The organism is Cytobacillus solani, assembly GCF_001420595.1.
GTDB classification, from domain to species: Bacteria; Bacillota; Bacilli; order Bacillales; family Cytobacillaceae; genus Cytobacillus; species Cytobacillus solani.
In genome coordinates this window covers 2,047,965-2,070,401 of the sequence record NZ_LJIX01000006.1, presented here as the reverse complement: position 1 = coordinate 2,070,401, position 22,437 = coordinate 2,047,965, and the positions used below count along the sequence as shown (strand labels likewise).

Genomic DNA, 22,437 nt, shown 5'->3' with positions numbered 1-22,437 from the left:
TGTTGTTTTGGGGAAACAGCAAGTAAAAGAACGATTTCTCGACCAATTGCACATGAATTGTTGGAAGCAAATACTCAGAGGGCAAAAACTAGTGAATATAAAGCATTCCAAAAGCTCCGAAGAGTTTGGTGTGAAGGTTCCTTCGGAACATTGAAATCTAAGCATAACCTGTATAAAACATATAAGAGGGGCATTGAAAAAATTTCTGAACAATGCCTTTTTTCAGCGTTGGCATTAAATTTAAAAAGAATTATAAAGGTAATGAATTAAGACAAAAATTATAAAGAAAACTAATAAATATACTCTTAAAAAGAAAATGGGAAAGGAGCAAAGCTCTTTTCCCATTTTGTCAACAGCCCCATAATTGGAGGGTTTTTCCTTTTGTCTAGATTTGTCGAATGCATTGAAGCCTTATCGAAAATGAATAAATGGAAATAATTACTTTATAAATTCCATCCCCCATAACGTTTTAATGATCTATAATTTATTTTAGTAATTATGTATAGCCTTAACCCCAATATTAGGGCTAGGTTAAAGATTATTTATACAGTTTATTTATGTTCTCTTCATTAATAAATCCGCTCATATATGCCCTATTATAACTTTCATAGCCATTATTGTTTATTTTAGACAAATTAAAGTGTTCCCCTATTTTATCAAAGTCCTCTTTAATTAATTCATTTCTACCTTGCATTAATTGACTAGCCATGTACAACATTCCGGATCTCCATATACTTTTTGGAGTTAAGTCTAACCAACCAATGTACTCTTTTATTATATTTATTCTAGATATTATACTACTCTGACCTATTCTATGTCCTTCTTTTGCTGCACCACGCTTTAGACTCTTTACTATAAATTCACTATTAACTAAGTGTGAATTCGGACTCCTTCCTTCAGCCATACCATTCTTATTCATATATTCTTCTTCAAAATTTGCTTTATGAAGCAATTCTATAACATTTTCATCCAACTTGATATATCTTTCACCTTTAACATCATCATATAACCTAGTTGTGCCATCTTCTTGAATATCAGTTAATTTTAAGTTTCTTATTTCCGAGCTTTCTGTTCCATATACACCATTAAATAATAACACAGGAATGATCTTATCTTGATAATTAACTAATTGACTCACCATTTCATCTAATTCTGTTTTAGAAATAAATTGTTTTAAACTTGTATCTACAAATTGAGCATACCAAGATTCATCAATATTTTGTAAAGGATTAAGGTTATCTCTTCTCAAGTTTACATCTGGAGAAATAGCCCATGAAATATATTGAGAGATAAAACTTCCTCTTGTCTTTGCTACATTGAGGCTTTTAGGGTTTGAGTTAGCAATAACGCTTCCTATTTGATCCAAACTAAAGTCATACAAATCTTTCCCTAAAGGCAACTCATTTAAATATGCGTAAAAGAATATATACTTAATAACTTTTCTTGTTTCTTTTGAATCATATTTTTCTTTTAAGAATCTCCATTTAATATCTTCATTGTACATCTTGTTCATACCTTAAACACCTACTCTTCAATATTTAACTCACTGAAATATTTTGCAATAATTTTTCTTACTTTACTAGTATCTTCAATATTTCCTTTATCATTTAAAATCCCTAGCTCTTTCCAAAATGAATTATCTTTTGAAAAGTCTATACTCTTAATTATTTCTGTTAATTTTTCAACAGGGATTTGATTAACCATCATTTTATTTGCTAAAACTACATAACCAACAAATAAATTGTTATGATTGATTAAGCTTTTATTTCTATATTCAATTGTATTAAAAATAAATTCTTCTGGAAATGCTCCAATAAGTTCATCAAAAAACTCTATGAGAAAATCCCCAACTTTTTTTGCATCTCTTTTTGAAATAATATTCATATAACTGTCTATGCTATCAGCCAAAACATTATAGCTTACAAGTTGATTTGCTGTAGTTTTGAGCTGTGTATTTTGGGAAATTCTATCTTTTAAATCACTCTCTTGCATTAATCTTGTAACTATTCCATCACTATATCTCGCATTCTTCAATTGAGTTTGTCTGTTTTTAGAAATAGGAGTGGCTTGTGCAAGCTGATATTGATACTGTTGAGCCATAGATTTACTGTAATTTGTAATTATTAATACAAAATTAAAATCTAAATCTGGTCGTTGACGAAGTGCCTTTTGTAATCCTTTGTGTCGGTGAAAACCATCTACAATGGCAACCTTAGTATTTTCAGTAATAGTTAAGGTATTAGTTTTGTTGTCAAATACTAACTCTTCACCTGAATCAGACGAACCTAACGCAGCGTTCCAAACTAAAGTCGTTGGAACAAGAGTTCCGTTTATCATATGCTCAGCAATTTCGTCTACATTCTTCTTAATCACTGTAGGTTCATAACGTATCCCTTTTTTATCTGTAATAACAGTCCTTTCTCTTTGCAATTCTGGATCGTAGTGTAACAATTGATTATTTAACATCATATCAATCATTTTGATATCAATTGGAATAGAGTGTGCTCCATTACCAACAATAGTAGCATTTTCAAACGTTATTGGAAAATCAAAGTGTGGTCTTTTTATTGAAGCATCATATATTCTAGACTCTCTAATTTCTACATCAGTGAAATAAGATTTAGGGTTAATAATCAAATCGCCAGTCTTTAAATACACTTGTTCAGTGAATAAATACAGTTCTCTAATATCTAATTCTTGAAGTTTTTCCTTTGGGCTATTTATCCATTCTTGTATATCTCCAGCTAAAATATCATGCTTTTGAGCTAACTCTAATTTAATATCATTAACAATATTACGTTTTCTTTTAATTTCTTGGATATTACTAGATAAATTTTCAATTAATTCTGCTTTATCTTTCAAGTCGATAAACCTCCGATAATTTATTTTATTATCTATAAATAATTTAGACTATAGTCAATAAAGTGTAAATATATTTATACTATTTTTACCCAATCTCTGATCTTTATTTAAACTTTCAATTCCTCTGAGCAACTCTTCATGTGAAACTTTCTTTAATAATTCATTATCTAATTTTCCTGATGAAGAAACTGCGCCTAGAATACCATAATCAGTCTCACCAACATAAATCTGAGTATTGTTTAAATTATATGCCCTGCTGCCTTTTTAGCCTGCATAATGTCATTACTTAAACGAAATTGAAAAGTTACCCCACACTTACGAATTGAATGAAAAACCACGTTTCTTTTATCCTCAAATTGCATTTGTGATTTTAGATAATTCATCATGTCTTGAATTGAAGTTTCACTTATATTAAAGACTTTACCATCTTTAGATTCAGATTTAATTTGTAGTAACTCATCATAAAACTCTTTAGAAATTCTTAAATTTCTTTCCTCATTCCCCTTATCTATAGCTTTAATTTCAATATACTCTTAATGTTCTATAAAATCACTCCATGTTAAATTTAACAAAGCACTCTTTCTCAGGCATGTATCATAGTGCATAATTCGAAAAATCAATCTTTTATTTAATTTAAAGTATTAATTTATTTAATTAATAATATTGTTTTTAAAGAGCTTGTCTAAACAAGCTCTCCATTTACTAATACTACATAAATCAATATTTTACTAATTTACTATTTTATAATTCGTATCTGAGGTGTAGAGTGTAATTGAGTATAATGCTTGAATATCTCTATATTGTGTAACGTAGCCACCAACAATAGTACCATTTGTTTCTTTCAGTCCAGAAACAATACCACTTAGATATAGATCATTTCCTGTTTGGAAGAATGCAGCTCCACCGCTATCACCTTTTTTAACGTAATCTGTTCCTTTAATTTCTGAAACATTAAATGTTGGATATCCAGTATATTTAACAGTTGTGTTTGCATTTACAACCGTTCCACAAGTAGTGTTAGTGGTCTTTCCTGTTTTACATATTTGTACACCATCATACATTGTTGTCCAGTTCTTAAAAGATCCATCGAAAACATCAGTAGATGACCAACGCTTGATTTTATTAGTAGCATATCTACCACCTGTTAGATAAGTTCCAGTGACTCTCACTAGTCCAACATCTAGTGAACTTCCACTACCAATAGCATGTTGACGACCAACGTTAGTATTATATTGTCTAATTAAGTCTCCACCAGTTGAAGAGGTATCACCAGCAAAGCAGTGTGCAGCTGTCAGAATAAAGTAGTTACCATTTTTACTTGCCATACCTGCAGTTGAACAAGTACCACCATTGATATTTTTAATACCTAATCCAGCACCTAATTGATTCCAATCTTCTTCTCTACCTTTTGCCACTTCTGATGTTGTATCAGTAAGTTTTTCTTCAAAGACATTACCATATGAGTTTTTCAATTCATTTACTAGTTCTTTATCTAAGCTGTTATGCTCTAATATAACTTTTTGGTTAGGAAAAGATGCAGCGATATTAAAAGAAAGTTCATTGTATTCTTCTGGTGTATAAGCACTCTTAATATCAGTTAATACTTTTTCTTTGATATTATCCAATTCCCATGTAGAGTATTCAACTGTATTGTCTGTAATAATACTATCATTTACTAATTCAGTAATACTTTGAACAGCTTTTGAGTTTGTGTCAGATTTAAGTTTTGCAGAAGATTTAGAGAATCCTAGATGTACAAAGCCATCCTCATCAAAATAAAGACCGCCAATTTTCTCGAAATTTTCCAGAGATCCATAAACTTTTTCAATTTCATTAGTTATCTCTAAAACATAATCCGATGCATCCACTTCAGTAGATACATTTTTCGAGTTTTTCTCTTGATTCAAAGCATTTGAGTTGTTTTTACTATTATTCTCACTATCAGCAAAAACATTCAGTCCACTCAACCCTAAAATCAAAGTACTTACGAGTGACAAAACCCATACTTTCTTCAAATCGTTACCTCCTAATATAGTATTTTTACAAGGTAACAATAACATAATAATCCAAAATTTTACAGTATATTCTATTATTTTAACATAAATGTAATATTTTGTATTTTTTATTAATGTTTGATATACATCTTATTGCTTGCTATATGATTATTTTCCTTTTATAGGTAGCACAATCTCTTGTTTACCTTGTACAAGTGCAACCTCCGCTATATTATTTGAAAAGGTTTTATCTATAGCTATTACAAAGCTACGCGGACTTTCATCTGCTGTACAGTTTGCTTCCATATCTGAAAAAACTATTGTCATTTTTGATTTTTCTGAAGTAGTTAATTCTTTAATAGAATAGGGACAACTACTTGATTCATATAGCCCTAAAAAAATTACATCCTTTTTTTCCAGATCAATTTCCATCAAGTCTTTTTTAATTTGAAACGTATCCCACATTTCTTGGTAGTCTTCATTATTCTTAACTCTCATAACTAGAAACTTGCTATTGGACTTTTTATCAATAGTAGACATTTGATCAAATGAGGTAGGTAGAGTTTTATCTGTAGCCATTAAACTTGAATTAATATCTAACCCCTCCTTACTTTCACAGCCAGAAACAAACAATAATAATGATAAAAGAACGATAAACATTATTTTATTCACCAATTCCTCCTCCTTACAGATATTTGATGTGTAAAGTTTTGGTTTACTGTTTAATTCGATCTGTTTTTAATAAGTCCTTTAATTTCAAATATTTTCCAGAAGCTTTCTATAATCTTATTTATTGCCATTAAAAAATATAATCAAATGGATATCTTATTAAAACGTTTTATTTATTTTGAAATTTTTAGAGTTATAATAAAAGTGTAAATAATTACAGGGGAGGAATATAAATGCAATATCGTCAATTGTTAAAAATAACAATGACTTTTGTGGTTACCCTCACACTTTTCCTAATACCATCTTATAATCACAAAACAAATGCAACAACACCTGTACCAAAATTTACAAGACACGTATATGAAGGAAATAGTTTATTATTGTATCCTCAAGTTTCCGGTATTAATATAAAAGCAGCCAGTAAGATTAATTCCACATTAAAGGGAGCAGCTGAAAAATCATATGATAATTACATCAAATTAAAGAAATCTGAAAAGGACATTCCAAGAAAAAAACTTTGTAAAAAAACTAATAATAAATGTAGATATTCGTATAACTCTCATTATGAAGTTAAATATAATTCAAATGGAAAACTTAGTATCATTTATTATGACTACGTATATACTGGTGGATCAAAAGGTAAAGGTTCTGCAACAATGTACAATTTTGATCTCATGACAGGCAAACATTATAAAATACATGATATTCTTAAAACTTCTTGTAATTATAAAAAAGTTCAAAAGTATGCATTTGACTATTTGAGTAAGCATGAACCGTTTTCCAAATCTGTTTCTAAATTAGGTGACGTTACAGTTAATAAAAACACTCAATTCTCGTTTGCTAAAGACGGAATTTACTTGGTGTATCAAGAAAATGAATTTCAATCATACACTGATGGATATCCATTTATTAAAATACCGAAATCAGTTTATAAATAACTGATATTAAGTGCGATTAAAATTTTATTGTACCTTCTCCATTAAAATCAGATTTTTATGCTAATTTATTCAATCTTGCTTTCGTTCCTTTTAGTTCAATCGCTCTTTTATTATATGCCCTTGCTGCTTCTATTTCTGAATCAAACTTTCCAAGTACTTCTCGATTATAGGTGTGACATATTTGAGAAAGCCATTTATTTTCATGCCTACTAAAACTGACTCCCAAATAATCAGATGTCATATTATTTCCTGCCTTATATTTTTCCCATTCATTTTTAGACATATATACTGCATCATTTAATTTACAAAACTCATCATGTAAATCTTTAGCGTAATAATTATATGCATTAGCTGCTGCTATTTCTTTTGTAAAACAACCTATATGATATCTTGTAGAGTCTGACTTTATTTGCACTTTCCACATATTCATTTTCTTATTCCACCAAACACCTTTATATTCTGACCTAGGTTGCTTGTCTAATTGTTTTCTATTGGGTTTTCGATTCTTTGCATTATCAGCATGACTGCAAATTCTTAAATTTGATTTTTGGTTATTTAATTTATTTCCATCAATGTGATCAATATTTATTGATCTCCCTGTTTTGTCTGGCAACTTTAATAGCTTATGTACTAAATTCACCTCTTATAAAATATTCTTTTTATGTGATATTTTTTATTAATTGAAAAGCACTTATAAAAGTGCTTATTACTTACAAACGCTCTTCAAGAGATAATATTCTAAAATTTAATTCGAAATTGAAATCTAAGAATCCTATAACTATCTGATTCTCTTGTGTTAGGGTTACAAATCTGAAGGTTGCATTATTATCGATCAAAAAATTTGAATCCAGTGGTGATTCCATCTTTGCAAAGACAGTTTGCGTATACTCAAGTGGAAGAACATCATCTACCCCATTATCTGGTCTACCAATAAAATTAAACATAATATTTTTCAGTGTCATTTGTTCAATATTCGATAAACTCTTCTTAAATGCTAGTTGGTTTGCAGTAATATTTTTCAACTTTATCACTCCTTAATAATAGATAAAGTTTATATTTAAAGACTTCCAGCATCAAGGGTATTATGATGACAAGCTTTTTACATTTTTATTACTTAATATTAATGAAATACCTGTTTTATTTAAGTTTAATACCGTGTAATTCACGTTCTTTCTCTCTTATCATTTACTGGTTTGGAATCCACCTACTACTAACCCTTTTTCGGTAAATAAAAAACTGGGTTTATGATGTTTGCTCATATAATTCAATTTCAATAATTCCTGCCCCTCTACAATCAGCCATATACTCATTGCTTTCTTGCCAGTAAAAATCTAATTCCCATTCACCTTTGTAATTATATAAAGGTATACTTCAAATCCATCTTCGATAAGCCATTGTGACGCTGCCCTGTAAGTAGTAAATGCTTTTTCAATCCAAGCTCTGTAATCCTCAAAAGATTCATAATTATTTATTTCAACTAAATATACTTTCATCATATACTCCCTTTTTGTATTCCCCTTAAAACAACTTAAAATGTGTATTTTAAATGAACCTATGAATCTCATTTCTCGTCAACCTTACAACGTTCCCATATGGTGAAACACCTATAAATATTGGTTTTCCTAATCCTTGATGAAACTCAATTTTCCTACATGTTGCTACTCTTTTATTACCATCATGAGTAAAATATTCAAATCCTTTTCCTATGTATTTCATCATGATCCTCCATTTCCAATTAAAAAGTCACTTTTATACTTAATACTTTTTAATACTGTTCGTCATCCTTTTTCAACAATCCAACCATTTATCCTCGCATATTTTAATTTTCTTGAATACTTACGTTTCCATTCATCCCACTCTTTCATTCTCCCATGTGCAGCAAACACATTTTGTTTCTTTTGTTCATCGAGAATTTCAGCTACCCATTTAGGGACAACAGGCTTGTACAAATTGTTATTACTCTTCATCCATTTAACTCCTCTTCACTATTTAATCATTAAGGTAAAACAACATTTTTATTATGTATAACTGGTGATTCCCGAAGAAACCACCATACAAATCATTAGTTATAATTTATTTTATTAATTATTGAAAAGTGTCTTTACGTGACATTAGAATTTCTTTAATTTCATCATAATTATGTCCAACTTTAATAAAAGAAGCCATTACAGTTTCAACTTCAACAACCTTTCTCAAATCCTCTAATGTAAACGAATCTCGAAGTGGATCATTTTTATCGAGATCATATAAATTTCATAACTGGGTTACGTTACAATCAAATAATACTTTGTAAACTAAGTTAGTGAAAGTAACGTATTCATGTCCTTTTATTGATTTTCCTTCATAGAGTTTGATTGCATCAGTTAACCTTCTTCTTTCACGTTTACTGATTTCTCGTTCTACTGCCCAAAGTCTTTGCTCTTTGTCGGAAACTTCCTCAATATTAAGCAAATAATTTCTTACTGTTTTAGCTACTTCTGATTCGGTTAGGAGCATTCCTAGTCTTAAGAGACCTCTCCTATTAACAAGTGTCAAAGATGGAGCTGTTTTTAACTCAGGTTCAAGCTGCACCTGACCTTTAAAGTCCTTTAAAACCTTACCTTTTAGTATTCTGATTTCACCATACTCATTAAATTCATCTCTTTGACGTTTTATCACTGACTTGATTGTTTAAAATGGTACTTCATAATAACTTGCTGCAATTTGAATAGTTACCTCAAAATCATCTGTTAAAAAAGCTACTTCTTTTACCTCTTTAAGCATTTCATCCCTGTACACATGTTGATCCCTCATTGTTCGACTTTCTACTAAAATTAATTCATTTGAATATGTTAAACTAGCTTCCAGTTGCTTAATAGTCATTTAATTGACTCCACATTATAATTTATTTATCTATTAAACAATGATAATAATTATTCACTGTTATATAGCTTTTGTGATATACTAATCAACAAATCAAATGTCGATGTTCCAATAAGAACACTCTTGACCTTGGGTTGCGGTTGTCCTCTTCTGTGGTAGGAAGAGGACTTTTTAATAAATGATAGATTTTTTTACTAATTTATTTAATGTATAAAATTTTAAAAAATAAGGCATGTTTCACTCGACCTGTAATATGTATTTTTTACTCAACCTTATCAATTTTAATTAATCCATCCACCTTGCTCGATTCTTTAAAATAACAAATTACATTGTCTCCTACATTAATAATCTGATCAGGTTGTAATTTATCATGAGTAAAGAATATTACATTATCATTGTCCACTGACTCTCCAGTGTAGCCCTCGCTAGTCTTGTCTACTATGACATATTCATGTGTTATATAGTCTTCCGGTGATTCAGTATTGAAATTCGAATCAATTACCATTCTATAATACAGGTAAACTACCATTAGAACTAACATTAAACCTAAAAGTATATTCATTTTACCCATTTGTCCCATCCTCTTAGCTGCTCTTTTCCATCTTGTTTATCCTGTATGACCCAAACAGAAGTTCATTATTTTATCTCTAAATATATTCACACACAACCTCAAATATTAATATTTATTTATTAATTTATTTTGTCCATTGTGCAAAACAATGAATTTTGTATATCTATTCACTGGCGATATTTTGGGCTTACTGTTATATGCTTATCCTTGTTTAGATCTTTGCTCTGCAGCTATCATCATTACTTCACTAACCACAAAATAACATTCATCTGACATTGCTTAATATAATGCTATTTTCTCTTGGTCTTCTTTATTCATGAAAGGAATAATTAAGTTTATGAACAAAGAGGGAATCTTTGTCTTATTGTTCTGTTTCCTCTCTTCTCATTCTTTTCTCTCAATATGAATTTAAGTTGATACTGTACATTTGTTCATGTTCTGATTCTCCATTCTTAGATTTAAAATCCAGTGGTATTTTGTTATTTGTAATAGATTGAATTATAGGATTTCACGCTTAGATAGATTAATGAAATATGGCTTTGGAAGGTCTATTTTCTTAAGTAGGTTGATTGTTTTTCTTAGGTTAATCATCGTAGTTCCTCCCTTCGATATTACTGTTATTAATTTATTTTAACTAATTTATTAATAAAGTAACATTTGTTGTCTAGAGTAATAATTTTCTTTTCTCCCAGATATTCAATGGGTGCTTAAACAATTCCAGTATCAGTGATTACTTCCGCATATTCATTTGTTAATGTCCATAGTTTCATTTTAATTAACTCCTTTCATAAGCCAGTGATTTATTTTGAATTTTGTTATGCAAAAATTAAAATATTAAGTATATGAATTTATTTTATTTTTGTTATGTAAGTTATAACAATCCATTTATTAGTGGATGTTATAACATTTAATAAAAAAGAAGGCTCAGATAGTCCAGCGATATTATGAACTAACTGTTATGCTGCTTTCGACTAATGATCATTGTAGTGATTGTTATAACTGTTGTTATGGCTAGTAATATATTTGCTGTTATGAGTAACTTAGATGTATAGTCTGAAGATAGTCTTACAATGATGTAACAAGCAACAAAGACAAGGAATAATAAATCAGAATATTTTCTAAGTGATTGCATAATTTTTTGAGTGTGTGATCTAATGACACTTGAAAGGGAACTTTGTTAGCTTCCCTATTCAAGTTTTAATTGTCTAAAGTCGTATTATCGTTGTTGCCTTCTTCTAGTCCTAGCTCGACTTGATGAAGACTTTTTCTTTTGTATTCCTTTGTTATTAAGTCAGCAATTAAGCCTTATGTATGCTATGTAATATTTGCCCACCCACTTAAGGTTGTTATTCTTATTGCAATTTCTCTTTCAAACATGTAACCTGTTCTAAATGATTTATTTTACATAACGGAAGAGGACAGCGAGTAATTGGCTGTCTTTTTTATTTATAGTGTACTTGTCTGGGACACTAACCTTCAAATACACTCATAAACAGATCATTTACTTGTTGAGACTTTAATTTACACTTTAAAATACCCGTATAAAGGCGAATGGATTGCGAATGTTCTTATTAGCTTTAACTTTAGCTATTAGCTGCTTAAATGACTCTACGCTGATCCTAGAAATGCTCTCAGAATCCATATCAACGTTCTTAGACTGCATTAAAACAACTCGTGCAAATTCAGTCACTTCTTTAGCAGAATAGTAGTAAGAAGCTAATTTAGATAACTCCGAAAGTCTATTATTTAAACGAGATAATGAATACAAATCTATTCCACTTAATAGACACTGAACCGCATAAAAATGCCTGAAAGTATGTGGAGATACCCTCTTACCTTCTATACAAGTCCTTTTGCCTGCTAATTTAATCTCATCATCCAGTGCGTTATGTGATAAATCAGATCCCAGATAGGTGAGAAAATAATAACTTGCCGTATATTTATTTATAAAATTTTGTTTTTTAAGTCTTTCAAACTTTATTAAAATACATTTTAAAGCTGGTGAAATAAAAACTATACGTTCTTTCCCCCCTTTCCCATTTACTAGAATAGTTGTTTCTTTAACATTCTCAGATAGTAATCCTCCGATCTCCATCGCTCTAAGCCCACAATCAGCCATCATAGCAATCATTGGCTTTATTTCTGGCTTCTATGTATCCCTTGAAGGAAAAAGCGTCTATCATGGCTTGTACTTCTTTTTGAGTGAATCCTTTTAGTACTTTCTTAGATACCTTTGGTAGTTCAACCTTTTTAGTAATATTCTCTTTTAGATATTCTTCTTTTACACACCAAGAAAGAATGTACGAATTAATTTGAACATCGTAACTATAGATTGAGGTTGTAATTTATCTTTTTGTTTTAATCTCATATAAGCCTCTAAATCATGTGGAGTGATATTTTCTAAATCAACAATTCCTCGTTTAACAATTAAATACTCTTTTAACTGCTTTAGTTCTTGCCGTTTGTTAATCATTGTCTTTTTTGTGAATCCTTTCGCTTGGCAATGATAAAGATATTCTTCCAATACATCTTCTAATAACAACAAAAAAACCACCCTTTCTAGGTTAATCATTCACCCAGAAAAAGTGGTTTTGGTTGCAACTAAGAAAAATTAACCAATTTGAAGTGAAATTTAAGGGGAAGGTTTAACCTTTCCACGTTCCCTTTAAGGAAAATCCCAGTATCTTATTGGCTATCAATCAAACGTCAAACCCTTATTTATCAATGATTTGCTTGTCCACCATTATTTTGTTTGCTTGTTCATGGCGTTCATCATTTGATTGATTTTCTTTTGTGAAGGCTTTTGGCCCATTTGCATCATCATCATTTTTAACATTTGTTCATTGATTGGCGGATTTTTCTTTAAATAGCTCATCATATACTTTCGAGCAATGAAAAATCCTAGTGCTATTCCAGCAAGAAGAGCTAGAACACCGACTAGAATATAAGTCCACATATAAAACTTCCTCCTTCGTGTTGTCTACCATACAGTGTACTAAACCAAAGGTTATTATACAATATTTGCTTCATATTTTCTTCTTTTTTTAGACGAATTTTCTTTCTTTGATTGGTTTTAGCCAACCATAGCGGTGATGTTCAAGGTCAATGGCCAGAAAAGAAGACTCACTTTTCCTTAACACTTCAAAAAAAATGGTTTCGGCATCATAGTTTCCGCTTGCTTCTAATACTAAGGATTGATCATTGACTTCAAGTTTCGCATTGCTTCTTTTTCCCATTTTTATATAGTATGCACCTTTTTTTACGAGAAAATCATTCTTTCTATATAATTGTTGATTGACGTATTGATGAAGTTTTAATCCCGGTATCGGTTTTGTAATATATTGAATCTGCTTAGCTAAGATCGACTTCAATGCACCGGATGATTCCTCGTACTCCTGAAATAACTGAAAAAACATCTTTTCCCTGCCAAAGTAATGGGAAGCAAACTCCTCTTCAATTAAATACAAATGATAGGCTCTCATCCAAACCTCTCCTTCCGGGACAACCCCCTTTCTTCCTATTATAATGAATATTCACAAAACATTCTGTCTGTTGATGGCGAAAATTTCCTCTTGTTTTGTCGAAAGTGTATTATTCACACTATCGTTAATGGAATGTTGTATAAAAAAAGAAGAGCATGTATCGCTCTTCTTTTTCTTCTGTTAATTTTGTAATAATGCTTTCACACGGGAAACGACATTACTAACAGAGAAGCCATACTCCTCCATTACTTTTTCACCAGGTGCAGATGCGCCAAATTGATCGATGGCAAGTACATCGCCTTCATCGCCTGCATATCGATGCCAACCTAGAGAAGAACCCATTTCAATCGCTAATCTCTTCTTTACATCTTTCGGAATGACACTTTCTTTATACTCTTTAGACTGAGCTTCGAAACGATCCCAAGCAGGCATACTTACAACGGAAGCATAAATATCTTCAAGTGCTAAAGCTTTTTGTGCTTCAACAGCCAAACTCACTTCTGAACCTGCAGCAAGTAATAGTACATCGGCTTTCTCTTTGCCAGCTGGCGAAACAACATATCCACCTTTAGAAACACCATCATAAGCATTGCTATTTGTTCCTTTTAATGTTGGCAGGTCTTGTCGTGTCAATACTAATGCCGTTGGTTTATCTGTTGATTCAACTGCTAGTTTCCATGCAGCAGCCGTTTCATTCCCATCTGCTGGTCGAATAACAGATAAATTAGGCATGGCACGTAATGCAGCTAATTGTTCGATTGGTTCATGTGTAGGCCCATCTTCACCAACTGCAATACTATCGTGAGTAAATACATAAGTGACAGGTAGCTTCATTAAGGCAGCTAGACGTATTGCTGGACGAAGATAATCAGAGAATACGAAGAAAGTTCCTCCAAATACATTAAGTCCACCATGTAAAGCCATTCCATTTAGGGCAGCACCCATCGCAAATTCACGTACACCAAACCAAATATTTTTTCCATCAAATGAGTCTGGAGTAAAGTCCTTTTGCCCTTTAATCATCGTTTTGTTTGATCCTGCAAGGTCTGCAGATCCACCAATAAATGAAGGCAAGTTCTTAGAAATACCATTCAAAGCTTCTCCTGATGAAGCACGACTAGCAAGGCTTTTTCCTTCTTCATAGACAGGAATATCTCTATCCCATCCCTCAGGAAGCTCCCCTTTAATAGCTTGGTCAAGCTGTGCACCTAATTCGGGGTACTGATTTTTATATTGAGCAAACATGTCATTCCATTCTTGCTCTTTCTTTTCCCCTTGCTCCAACACTTGTTTTCTAAAATGCGCATAAACGTCTTCAGGAATATGGAAATCTTCCTCAAAAGTCCATTTATAAGCTTCTTTCGTTAATTTCAACTCATCAGCACCAAGTGGAGCACCATGAACATCTGATTTACCAGATTTATTTGGGGAACCGAACCCGATTACTGTCTTCACTTCAATAAGTGTAGGACGGTTTTCATCTTGCTTCGCTTCTTCGATTGCTTTTGCAATTTCAGAAAGGTCATTTCCATCTTCCACTTTTATATATTGCCAGCCATATGAAGTGAAACGTTGAGCAACACTTTCTGAGAATGATTTGTCTAAGTCCCCATCAAGTGAGATATCGTTAGAATCATAAAGGACAACTAAACGCCCAAGTCTTAAATGCCCTGCGAGAGAAGCTGCTTCAGCGGAAACACCTTCCATTAGATCACCATCTCCGCAAATACTGTATGTATAATGATCAACAATATTCATATTGTCTTTGTTATAAATTGCAGCCAAATGTCTTTCAGCCATCGCCATACCAACAGACATGGCAATTCCTTGGCCAAGAGGACCTGTAGTTGCATCTACACCAGGTGTATGACCGAACTCAGGATGGCCTGGAGTTTTACTTCCCCATTGTCTAAAGCCTTTAATATCTTCCATTGATACATCATAACCAGAAAGGTGAAGAAGACTATATAAAAGCATAGAGCCGTGTCCAGCTGATAGCACAAAACGGTCACGATTGAACCAGTTTGGATTTTTCGGATTATGATTCATATACCGAGTCCAAAGGGTATAAGCCATTGGTGCAGCTCCCATCGGCATGCCTGGGTGCCCGGAATTCGCCTTTTCAATCGCATCAATTGATAAAGTGCGAATGGAGTTTATAGATAGAGCATCATTTTGATCAAACATTAAAAACATCCTCCCTACGAGTAATCATTACTCTTATAATAATATAGACAGCTTCATCCATATTCAATAAATTGTATCAAAACCAAGTAAAAAAGCTGATTTATTTATATCTTGTCACTTTTATAAGCCCCTATGTAAAGAAGGAATACAAATCTAATGTATTCCTCCGATTAATGAAGATTCTTTTTTTGAACTTCTTTAAGCTTTTTCGGTGTGACATCATTGCCATTTGGATCAACGATTGTTACACTTTTTAATGTATTAAACATTGAAGAACGAAACGTCTCTAAATACTCCCTGCGAAGGGTAGATTGCTCCTTTGCTTCTTGTTCAGTTAGACCTGTTTCTTTCGCTTTCTTAGCTAACATATTGATTCGATCAAGCTTTTCTTTAGGCAGCATAGTTAGGCTCCTTTATATTTATCATTAAACTCAACTGCCATAATACTAAAAATGACTCCTTTTGACAAGAAGTTCACTCTATAAGCTCAGAATCCATATATTCCTTATACCTCCTGTGTACAGTTGCTTTTGAAATATCATAACCAAATCCTCTAAGGGTTGCAGCAATTTCCGAAAAAGTTAAATCATTCTTGCGAAGTCTAACTATCTCTTCAATCGGAACTTCTATACGTTCCCTCCCAGAATGGACCCCCAAATTGGACAAATTTTTTTCAGGCCTATAACCATTTTTAACAGCTCTTTTCATCCCGCGTTTAATCTTAATGTTATGAAGTTTTCTTTGATATTCCTCTACCATGCCGACAATATTCAAAACCATAGAGTCAGATTCAGAAAGCTGCAATTCCCCGCTGTGAGAAATGCTGAATAATTTTATTCCTTCTTTTAAAATGCAATGTAGAATGGCGATCTTCGCATTGCCTCGCCCCAGCCTCGTTTCATCCTGTATTAAAAGGACATCAGCTTGATGTCCTTTTATTAATGACAGAAGTTCGAGAATTCCTTCCCGCTCTAAATCATAGCCGCTAGCTTGTTCTCTAATAACCTTAACGATTTCTAAACTTTTTTCATTTGCAAGTTTTGTAAGTTCCTCTTCTTGTCTTACGAGCGATGTTTCCTGCGTTTCTTTCGTAGTGCTGACTCGGCAGTAGATAATTGCATTCATATATTTCCCTTTCTCCTAATCTATTTGCTTTGTGAACTTGCCACTTCTGTTCCGTTTCCTTTTTCTATAGCAATTGGAAGAATAAGTTCATCTCCCGGATAGATTCTATCTCCTGCAATTCCATTATGCCTTTCAACCCATTCAACAAATTCGTTCGCTGATAGCATATGTTCATCGGAAAAGTCTTCAGCTATCTGCCAAAGCGAATCCCCCTCATTAACAGTAATTTTCTTTAGGCCATCTTCTCCTGAAAGGCCATTATAAACTATAAGGATAAATGAAGTTAGCAAGCTTAAAACGACTAGAATAATAGCATACGAATATTGATTCCACAATTTTTTCATTATATTTACACCTCGATAAGAATATATGTTCGTTTATTGATTTCATTATAAATCGAACACTTGTTTCATGTCAACAATTGTTCGAACTTATGTTTGTACTTTTTACTAATAGATGCTATAATTGGGAAAAGAAATCATAAGTGAGGTAATTATGATGGTGAAATTATCGAAACGGCAACAGGATATATTAAATTTTATTAAGGATGAGGTAAAGCTTAAAGGATACCCGCCTTCTGTACGGGAAATCGGCGAAGCAGTTGGACTGGCTTCAAGCTCAACTGTTCATGGTCATCTAGCAAGATTAGAAACAAAAGGGTTAATTCGCAGAGATCCTACTAAGCCGCGTGCAATTGAGATTCTTGATTTAGATGAAGGTGCCGAGGCAATCAATTATAAAGTCGTAAATGTTCCGATTGTCGGAAAAGTAACAGCCGGTATGCCGATAACAGCCGTTGAAAATGTTGAGGAATACTTTCCTTTGCCTGAAAGGCTTGCCCCAGCAGATGAGCAGGTTTTTATGCTTGAAATCATGGGAGAAAGCATGATTGAAGCGGGAATTCTTGATGGAGATTACGTAGTAGTCAGACAACAAAGCACTGCAAATAACGGTGATATCATCGTCGCAATGACAGAGGATGACGAAGCAACCGTAAAAAGATTTTTCAAAGAGAAAGATCGAATTAGACTTCAGCCTGAAAATTCAACCATGGAACCGATTATTCTTCGTAATGTTTCTATTTTAGGTAAAGTAATTGGGGTATACCGAGATATTCATTAATAATTTTGCACTCGTGTCATTTGCACTGGGTTTTACTAGATTAAAAGAAAAAAGGGATGCTTAACTTTTAAGCATCCCTTTTTTTCAATCATATATTAATACATCGACATATATTGCTCACGTTCCCAAGGGTGGACTTGCGTACGGAACATATCCCATTCGATCTCCTTCGCTTCAACGAAGTGTTCGAAAATATGGCCCCCTAAAGCAGATATAATCGTTTCATTTCCTTTTAATTTTTCGAGCGCTTCAGCTAAAGTTGAAGGCAGATCATCAATCCCTTCAGCAATACGCTCATCTTTGCTCATCACATAAATATTACGGTCCACTGATGCGGGAGGAACAAGATTATTTTTAATACCGTCAAGACCAGCTTTTAGCAGTACGGCCATAGCCAAATATGGATTTGCAGCCGGATCCACGCTTCGAACCTCAACACGTGTACTTACTCCACGTGAAGATGGAATACGAATTAACGGAGAACGATTCTGTGCAGACCACGCTACATAACATGGGGCTTCATAACCAGGAACTAATCGCTTAAATGAATTAACTGTTGGATTCGTGACCGCTGTAAAACTTGTTGCATGTTTAAGAATACCCGCAATAAATTGCCGTGCATAATCACTCATTTGCAGATCGCCTTTTTCATCAAAGAACGCATTTCTTCCCTCTTTAAAAAGAGATACATTGCAATGCATACCTGATCCTGCTACACCGAATAATGGCTTTGGCATAAAAGTGGCATGCAAACCATGTTTACGAGCAATTGTTTTTACGACTAGCTTGAACGTTTGAATTTGATCACAAGCTGTTAGGGCATCCGCATATTTAAAGTCAATCTCATGCTGGCCTGGTGCTACCTCATGATGGGAAGCTTCGATTTCAAATCCCATTTCTTCCAGTTCAAGAACAATATCGCGTCGGCAATTTTCTCCAAGATCTGTTGGTGCTAAATCAAAATATCCTCCATTATCATTGAGCTCAAGGGAAGGGTCTCCATTTTGATCTAATTTAAATAAGAAGAATTCAGGCTCTGGCCCTAAATTGAAGTCTGTGAAGCCCATTTCTTCCATTTCCTTTAAAATACGTTTTAAGTTATTGCGAGGATCTCCTTGAAATGGAGTCCCATCTGCATTATGAATATCACAAATTAGACGAGCTACCTTGCCTTTTTCAGCAGTCCACGGAAATACTACCCATGTGTCTAAATCCGGGAATAGGTACATATCTGATTCTTCAATTCGAACAAAGCCTTCAATTGAGGAACCATCAAACATCATTTTATTATCAAGCGCTTTTTCAAGCTGGCTAATAGGAATCTCAACATTTTTAATCGTTCCCAAAATATCTGTAAATTGGAGACGGATAAACTTTACATTCTCTTCAGCTGAAATTCGTTTAATATCCTCTTTTGTAAACCTTGCCATATAATAATTCCTCCTTTTTGTTTAAAGCCACTTTATCAGTGGAATAAGCGTGTTATATTCCCTTGGCTTGATAAATGTTGGTTAAATCTCCCGGCTTGTACGATTTCTTTTCTAAGATGTCTTCTGATTTCGTCATTAGATAGTTCTCTCTCTGATTTAAGCGGTTTTACATCAGAAGCGATTACTTCTTGATTTTGCACAAATAATAGCTGTTTAATTCCAGCCATATTGATTCCCTGATCAATAAGATCTTTAATTTCAAGGAGTTTGTCAATATCATTGAGCGAGAACAATCTTCTATTGCCTTCAGATCGAGCTGGAGAAATCAATTGGTGCTCTTCATAATACCGAATTTGCCTTGCAGTCAAATCAGTCAGCTGCATGACAGGCCCAATTGGAAAAAGCGGCATGGAACGTCGAATGTTGCTTCCAGTCACTTCTTTCTCCTCCTTTACAAATTTTCTATTATTAGAATAAACGATGTTAGGTTTATTGTCAAACATATGTTAGATTTTCTGACATGACATTTAAAAAAATAAAAGGCTTGGATTATTGACAACCCAAACCTCTCAATTCTTATTTAACTTATTACAATTCTTCTAATTAACATCAATAAAACCCTTATCTGCTAATCCATTAAGAGCATGACAGATAGCGATTTTCACATGGGAATAAGTGAGCCCCCCTTGTACATAGGCAACGTACGGCGGCCTAATGGGACCGTCTGCAGAAAGCTCGATGCTTGCACCTTGAATAAAAGCGCCAGCAGCCATAATGACATCATCCTCATAGCCAGGCATTGGACTTGGATATGGTGTTACATGCGAATTGATCGGTGCCGCAAATTGAATAGCTTGGCAAAATGCAACCATCATATCACGGTCATCAAATTGTACCGCCTGAATTAAATCCGTTCTTTTTGCATCCCATTTCGGGGATGAGTTCATGCCAAATCGCTCTAGAATGGCTGAGGTAAACACAGCCCCTTTCAATGCTTGGCCGACAATATGCGGAGCCATGAAAAAGCCTTGATACATTTCTTGCAAGCTATATAAGGAAGCTCCTGCTTCCGCACCAATGCCAGGTGAGGTCATTCTATAAGAGCATGCCTCCACCCATTTTACTTTTCCGACAATATACCCGCCTGTCTTTGCAATCCCGCCTCCAGGATTCTTTATGAGGGAGCCAGCCATTAAATCAGCTCCGATATGACAAGGTTCCATCTCTTCAACAAACTCACCATAGCAATTATCGACGAAAACAACCACATCCGGTTTGATTTCTTTCACAAACTGAATCATTTCTTTTATTTGTGTGATCGTAAAGGATGGTCTTGTTGCATATCCTTTGGAACGCTGAATTCCGATCATCTTTGTATTTGGTTTAATGGCCTGTTCTACAGCACGATAATCAACTGAACCATCATTCTTTAAAGGAACACTATTGTATGAAATACCAAATTCCTTTAATGATCCGTTTCCGCTTCCCCTAATTCCTACTATTTCTTCTAGCGTATCATATGGCTTGCCAGTAATATATAGCAATTCATCTCCAGGACGGAGGACGCCAAACAAAGAAATGGAAATCGCATGTGTGCCAGAAATGATCTGCGGTCTAACAAGAGCAGACTCTCCGCCAAATACTTCTGCATAAATTTTTTCAAGCGTATCACGGCCAATGTCATCATACCCGTATCCAGTTGTAGGAATAAAATGTGAATCACTTACCTTATTATTTTGAAAGCTCTTTAATACTCTAAATTGGTTTTCATCAATCCGCTTATCAATATACTGAAGGACTGATGCAATTTGCTGCTCCACTTCATTTACAATCGGCTGCAGTTTTTCCCCATTTGATAATTGTTGAAACATGTTGTTCTCCTTATCTAAATCTTATATTTACTAATTTGTCCGGCTATTTGATGATCCTCTAAATAATAACCTTTGCAAATGTAGATTTGTTTTTCCTCATGAAAGGATAGTTCGCGAAGTATTGTCTCATTTTTCAACTGTGATAGAAGCTTTCCTTCTGTAGAAGGCACCTCCACATGATAGAAACTCATCATACTTAACACGATTTCTTCCAATAATTTCATTAAATTATTTCGGTCATACTCATCAAATGCACTAATTTGGATTGTTTTCGTTTTTGCTGTTGGGACAAAATCAGAATGCTGAAGATCTTTTTTATTATATACGACTATTTGTGGGATTTTTTCATTTTCTAAATCCTCAAGCAGCTTGTTTACAGTCTGTTCATGCTGGTAATAATCAGGACTTGAACTATCAACCAGATGAAGCAAAAGGTTAGCCTCTTTCACTTCTTCCAGTGTAGATCGGAAAGCAGCGATAAGAGTCGTTGGCAAATCTTGTATAAAACCAACAGTGTCTGTTAAGAGGGTCAAAAATCCGCTCGGCAAAATAACCTTTCTAGTCATTGGGTCTAGGGTAGCAAACAGTTGATTCTCTTCAAATGAGTCTGCCTCTGTTAGCCGATTAAATAATGTTGACTTTCCAGCATTTGTATAACCAACAAGGGCAATCTGGAAAGCTTTATTTTTTTTCCGTCTTTCCCGGTACCTATCCCGGTGTTTAACAATAACCTCTAGCTGTGTTTTAATGTCATTAATGCGATTTCGAATATGACGGCGATCAGACTCCAGTTTTGTTTCACCAGGTCCACGTGTTCCAATACCCGCACCTAACCTTGATAATTGTGTTCCCTGCCCCATAAGTCGAGGCAGCAAATATTGAAGCTGAGCTAGTTCTACTTGTAATTTTCCCTCTTTCGAACGAGCCCTACCAGCAAAAATATCCAATATTAATTGTGTTCGGTCAATAATTCGCGCTTCAAAATCTCTTGAAAGATTTCGAACCTGACTTGGTGATAATTCATCATTAAAGATGATTAAATCTGCTTCCAACTCTTCCTGCAGGGCAGTTAGTTCTGCAACTTTTCCTTTTCCTATGTATGTAGCTGGGTGGATGCGTTCTCGTTTCTGCGTAACAGTAGACACTACTTTTCCTTTTGCTGTTTCTGTCAATGATCCGAGTTCATCCATTGAATAACCAAATCGCTGATCATCTTCATTCGTTTGACAACCAACTAAAATGACTTTTTCAAATTCAGTCTTTTGTTCCAATCAACAACCTTCTTTCATCATTAATCTAATTCTCATCATATCAAAAATCGAGC

General features: G+C 33.5%; 27 protein-coding genes. 3 read left to right on the top strand and 24 right to left on the bottom strand.

Annotated elements, in window-relative coordinates; all coding sequences use genetic code 11:
* A partial coding sequence (locus tag AN957_RS12205) for a transposase (RefSeq protein WP_218970982.1) occupies positions 1-270 on the top strand: 270 nt, incomplete at its 5' end.
* Positions 271-538: 268 nt separating this feature from the next.
* On the opposite strand, the gene AN957_RS12200 is transcribed toward AN957_RS12205, so the two are convergent.
* The 4 genes from AN957_RS12200 to AN957_RS12185 all read right to left on the bottom strand — a co-directional run bounded on the left by AN957_RS12200 (position 539) and on the right by AN957_RS12185 (position 5,528).
* Positions 539-1,513 carry a phage lytic cycle repressor MrpR family protein gene (locus AN957_RS12200; RefSeq protein ID WP_056684351.1) on the bottom strand — a complete coding sequence of 325 codons (975 nt, stop codon included), beginning with the start codon at positions 1,511-1,513 and terminating at the stop codon, positions 539-541.
* 11 nt (positions 1,514-1,524) lie between these two features.
* Positions 1,525-2,862, bottom strand: a complete 1,338-nt coding sequence (locus AN957_RS12195) for a DNA sulfur modification protein DndB (RefSeq protein WP_056684348.1) — start codon at positions 2,860-2,862, stop codon at positions 1,525-1,527.
* A gap of 728 nt (positions 2,863-3,590) precedes the next feature.
* Positions 3,591-4,877 (bottom strand): S1 family peptidase, encoded by a 1,287-nt coding sequence (locus tag AN957_RS12190; protein WP_056684344.1) that lies wholly within the window; start codon positions 4,875-4,877, stop codon positions 3,591-3,593.
* A 147-nt stretch (positions 4,878-5,024) separates the two neighbouring features.
* Entirely contained in the window at positions 5,025-5,528 is a 504-nt protein-coding gene (locus AN957_RS12185; protein WP_053475779.1) for a hypothetical protein, read from the bottom strand.
* Positions 5,529-5,758: 230 nt separating this feature from the next.
* Here AN957_RS12185 and AN957_RS12180 point away from each other — a divergent pair, with 230 nt between their 5' ends.
* Complete coding sequence (locus AN957_RS12180; protein ID WP_056684340.1) at positions 5,759-6,463, top strand: DUF4163 domain-containing protein; 705 nt, start codon at positions 5,759-5,761, stop codon at positions 6,461-6,463.
* 55 nt (positions 6,464-6,518) lie between these two features.
* Here the strand turns inward: AN957_RS12180 and AN957_RS12175 are convergent, their stop codons facing one another.
* From AN957_RS12175 to yneA, 16 genes are all read right to left on the bottom strand, one after another.
* Positions 6,519-7,076, bottom strand: a complete 558-nt coding sequence (locus AN957_RS12175) for an HNH endonuclease (protein ID WP_056684338.1) — start codon at positions 7,074-7,076, stop codon at positions 6,519-6,521.
* Positions 7,077-7,173: 97 nt separating this feature from the next.
* Complete coding sequence (locus AN957_RS12170; RefSeq protein WP_056684335.1) at positions 7,174-7,485, bottom strand: hypothetical protein; 312 nt, start codon at positions 7,483-7,485, stop codon at positions 7,174-7,176.
* A 309-nt stretch (positions 7,486-7,794) separates the two neighbouring features.
* Positions 7,795-7,956, bottom strand: coding sequence for a hypothetical protein (locus tag AN957_RS27680; protein WP_156341140.1), 162 nt, complete (start codon positions 7,954-7,956; stop codon positions 7,795-7,797).
* A gap of 49 nt (positions 7,957-8,005) precedes the next feature.
* Positions 8,006-8,179, bottom strand: coding sequence for a hypothetical protein (locus tag AN957_RS27675; protein ID WP_156341139.1), 174 nt, complete (start codon positions 8,177-8,179; stop codon positions 8,006-8,008).
* Positions 8,180-8,241: 62 nt separating this feature from the next.
* Entirely contained in the window at positions 8,242-8,430 is a 189-nt protein-coding gene (locus AN957_RS12165; RefSeq protein WP_053475774.1) for a hypothetical protein, read from the bottom strand.
* Between the two features lie 286 nt (positions 8,431-8,716).
* Positions 8,717-9,121, bottom strand: coding sequence for a hypothetical protein (locus AN957_RS28515; RefSeq protein WP_231690055.1), 405 nt, complete (start codon positions 9,119-9,121; stop codon positions 8,717-8,719).
* Between the two features lie 12 nt (positions 9,122-9,133).
* Positions 9,134-9,325 carry a hypothetical protein gene (locus tag AN957_RS28510; RefSeq protein WP_245637780.1) on the bottom strand — a complete coding sequence of 64 codons (192 nt, stop codon included), beginning with the start codon at positions 9,323-9,325 and terminating at the stop codon, positions 9,134-9,136.
* 262 nt (positions 9,326-9,587) lie between these two features.
* Positions 9,588-9,896 (bottom strand): hypothetical protein, encoded by a 309-nt coding sequence (locus AN957_RS12155; RefSeq protein WP_053475773.1) that lies wholly within the window; start codon positions 9,894-9,896, stop codon positions 9,588-9,590.
* A gap of 1,528 nt (positions 9,897-11,424) precedes the next feature.
* Positions 11,425-12,027 carry a tyrosine-type recombinase/integrase gene (locus AN957_RS28505; protein ID WP_056684333.1) on the bottom strand — a complete coding sequence of 201 codons (603 nt, stop codon included), beginning with the start codon at positions 12,025-12,027 and terminating at the stop codon, positions 11,425-11,427.
* Between the two features lie 150 nt (positions 12,028-12,177).
* Positions 12,178-12,438: a phage integrase SAM-like domain-containing protein gene (locus AN957_RS28500; RefSeq protein WP_056684330.1), complete on the bottom strand. Its 261-nt coding sequence runs from the start codon at positions 12,436-12,438 to the stop codon at positions 12,178-12,180.
* Positions 12,439-12,639: 201 nt separating this feature from the next.
* Positions 12,640-12,852, bottom strand: a complete 213-nt coding sequence (locus tag AN957_RS12140; protein ID WP_053475770.1) for a YneF family protein — start codon at positions 12,850-12,852, stop codon at positions 12,640-12,642.
* 88 nt (positions 12,853-12,940) lie between these two features.
* Entirely contained in the window at positions 12,941-13,378 is a 438-nt protein-coding gene (gene sirA, locus AN957_RS12135) for a sporulation inhibitor of replication protein SirA (RefSeq protein ID WP_053475769.1), read from the bottom strand.
* A 180-nt stretch (positions 13,379-13,558) separates the two neighbouring features.
* Entirely contained in the window at positions 13,559-15,565 is a 2,007-nt protein-coding gene (gene tkt / locus AN957_RS12130) for a transketolase (protein ID WP_053475768.1), read from the bottom strand.
* A gap of 170 nt (positions 15,566-15,735) precedes the next feature.
* Positions 15,736-15,966, bottom strand: a complete 231-nt coding sequence (locus AN957_RS12125; RefSeq protein WP_053475767.1) for a DUF896 domain-containing protein — start codon at positions 15,964-15,966, stop codon at positions 15,736-15,738.
* Positions 15,967-16,039: 73 nt separating this feature from the next.
* Positions 16,040-16,690, bottom strand: coding sequence for a YneB family resolvase-like protein (locus AN957_RS12120; protein ID WP_056684327.1), 651 nt, complete (start codon positions 16,688-16,690; stop codon positions 16,040-16,042).
* Between the two features lie 20 nt (positions 16,691-16,710).
* Positions 16,711-17,034: a cell division suppressor protein YneA gene (yneA, locus tag AN957_RS12115; RefSeq protein WP_172797636.1), complete on the bottom strand. Its 324-nt coding sequence runs from the start codon at positions 17,032-17,034 to the stop codon at positions 16,711-16,713.
* Between the two features lie 154 nt (positions 17,035-17,188).
* On the opposite strand from yneA, the gene lexA reads away from it, so the two are divergent.
* Entirely contained in the window at positions 17,189-17,812 is a 624-nt protein-coding gene (lexA, locus tag AN957_RS12110) for a transcriptional repressor LexA (protein WP_053475764.1), read from the top strand.
* A gap of 95 nt (positions 17,813-17,907) precedes the next feature.
* Here the strand turns inward: lexA and glnA are convergent, their stop codons facing one another.
* The 4 genes from glnA to hflX all read right to left on the bottom strand — a co-directional run bounded on the left by glnA (position 17,908) and on the right by hflX (position 22,384).
* Positions 17,908-19,242, bottom strand: a complete 1,335-nt coding sequence (gene glnA / locus AN957_RS12105) for a type I glutamate--ammonia ligase (protein ID WP_053475763.1) — start codon at positions 19,240-19,242, stop codon at positions 17,908-17,910.
* A 35-nt stretch (positions 19,243-19,277) separates the two neighbouring features.
* Complete coding sequence (locus AN957_RS12100; protein ID WP_053475762.1) at positions 19,278-19,679, bottom strand: MerR family transcriptional regulator; 402 nt, start codon at positions 19,677-19,679, stop codon at positions 19,278-19,280.
* 162 nt (positions 19,680-19,841) lie between these two features.
* Positions 19,842-21,113, bottom strand: coding sequence for a methionine gamma-lyase family protein (locus AN957_RS12095; protein WP_053475761.1), 1,272 nt, complete (start codon positions 21,111-21,113; stop codon positions 19,842-19,844).
* 14 nt (positions 21,114-21,127) lie between these two features.
* Entirely contained in the window at positions 21,128-22,384 is a 1,257-nt protein-coding gene (gene hflX, locus AN957_RS12090) for a GTPase HflX (protein WP_053475760.1), read from the bottom strand.
* Positions 22,385-22,437 lie beyond the last annotated feature (53 nt).

Coding starts and splice junctions, on each gene's coding strand:
- AN957_RS12200 (WP_056684351.1), bottom strand. CDS start 1,513: ATGAACAAGATGTACAATGAAGATATTAAATGGAGATTCTTAAAAGAA.
- AN957_RS12180 (WP_056684340.1), top strand. CDS start 5,759: ATGCAATATCGTCAATTGTTAAAAATAACAATGACTTTTGTGGTTACC.
- AN957_RS27680 (WP_156341140.1), bottom strand. CDS start 7,956: ATGAAAGTATATTTAGTTGAAATAAATAATTATGAATCTTTTGAGGAT.
- AN957_RS27675 (WP_156341139.1), bottom strand. CDS start 8,179: ATGAAATACATAGGAAAAGGATTTGAATATTTTACTCATGATGGTAAT.
- AN957_RS12165 (WP_053475774.1), bottom strand. CDS start 8,430: ATGAAGAGTAATAACAATTTGTACAAGCCTGTTGTCCCTAAATGGGTA.
- AN957_RS28510 (WP_245637780.1), bottom strand. CDS start 9,325: ATGACTATTAAGCAACTGGAAGCTAGTTTAACATATTCAAATGAATTA.
- AN957_RS12155 (WP_053475773.1), bottom strand. CDS start 9,896: ATGGGTAAAATGAATATACTTTTAGGTTTAATGTTAGTTCTAATGGTA.
- AN957_RS28505 (WP_056684333.1), bottom strand. CDS start 12,027: ATGATTGCTATGATGGCTGATTGTGGGCTTAGAGCGATGGAGATCGGA.
- AN957_RS12140 (WP_053475770.1), bottom strand. CDS start 12,852: ATGTGGACTTATATTCTAGTCGGTGTTCTAGCTCTTCTTGCTGGAATA.
- sirA (WP_053475769.1), bottom strand. CDS start 13,378: ATGAGAGCCTATCATTTGTATTTAATTGAAGAGGAGTTTGCTTCCCAT.
- tkt (WP_053475768.1), bottom strand. CDS start 15,565: ATGTTTGATCAAAATGATGCTCTATCTATAAACTCCATTCGCACTTTA.
- AN957_RS12125 (WP_053475767.1), bottom strand. CDS start 15,966: ATGCTGCCTAAAGAAAAGCTTGATCGAATCAATATGTTAGCTAAGAAA.
- AN957_RS12120 (WP_056684327.1), bottom strand. CDS start 16,690: ATGAATGCAATTATCTACTGCCGAGTCAGCACTACGAAAGAAACGCAG.
- yneA (WP_172797636.1), bottom strand. CDS start 17,034: ATGAAAAAATTGTGGAATCAATATTCGTATGCTATTATTCTAGTCGTT.
- lexA (WP_053475764.1), top strand. CDS start 17,189: ATGGTGAAATTATCGAAACGGCAACAGGATATATTAAATTTTATTAAG.
- glnA (WP_053475763.1), bottom strand. CDS start 19,242: ATGGCAAGGTTTACAAAAGAGGATATTAAACGAATTTCAGCTGAAGAG.
- AN957_RS12095 (WP_053475761.1), bottom strand. CDS start 21,113: ATGTTTCAACAATTATCAAATGGGGAAAAACTGCAGCCGATTGTAAAT.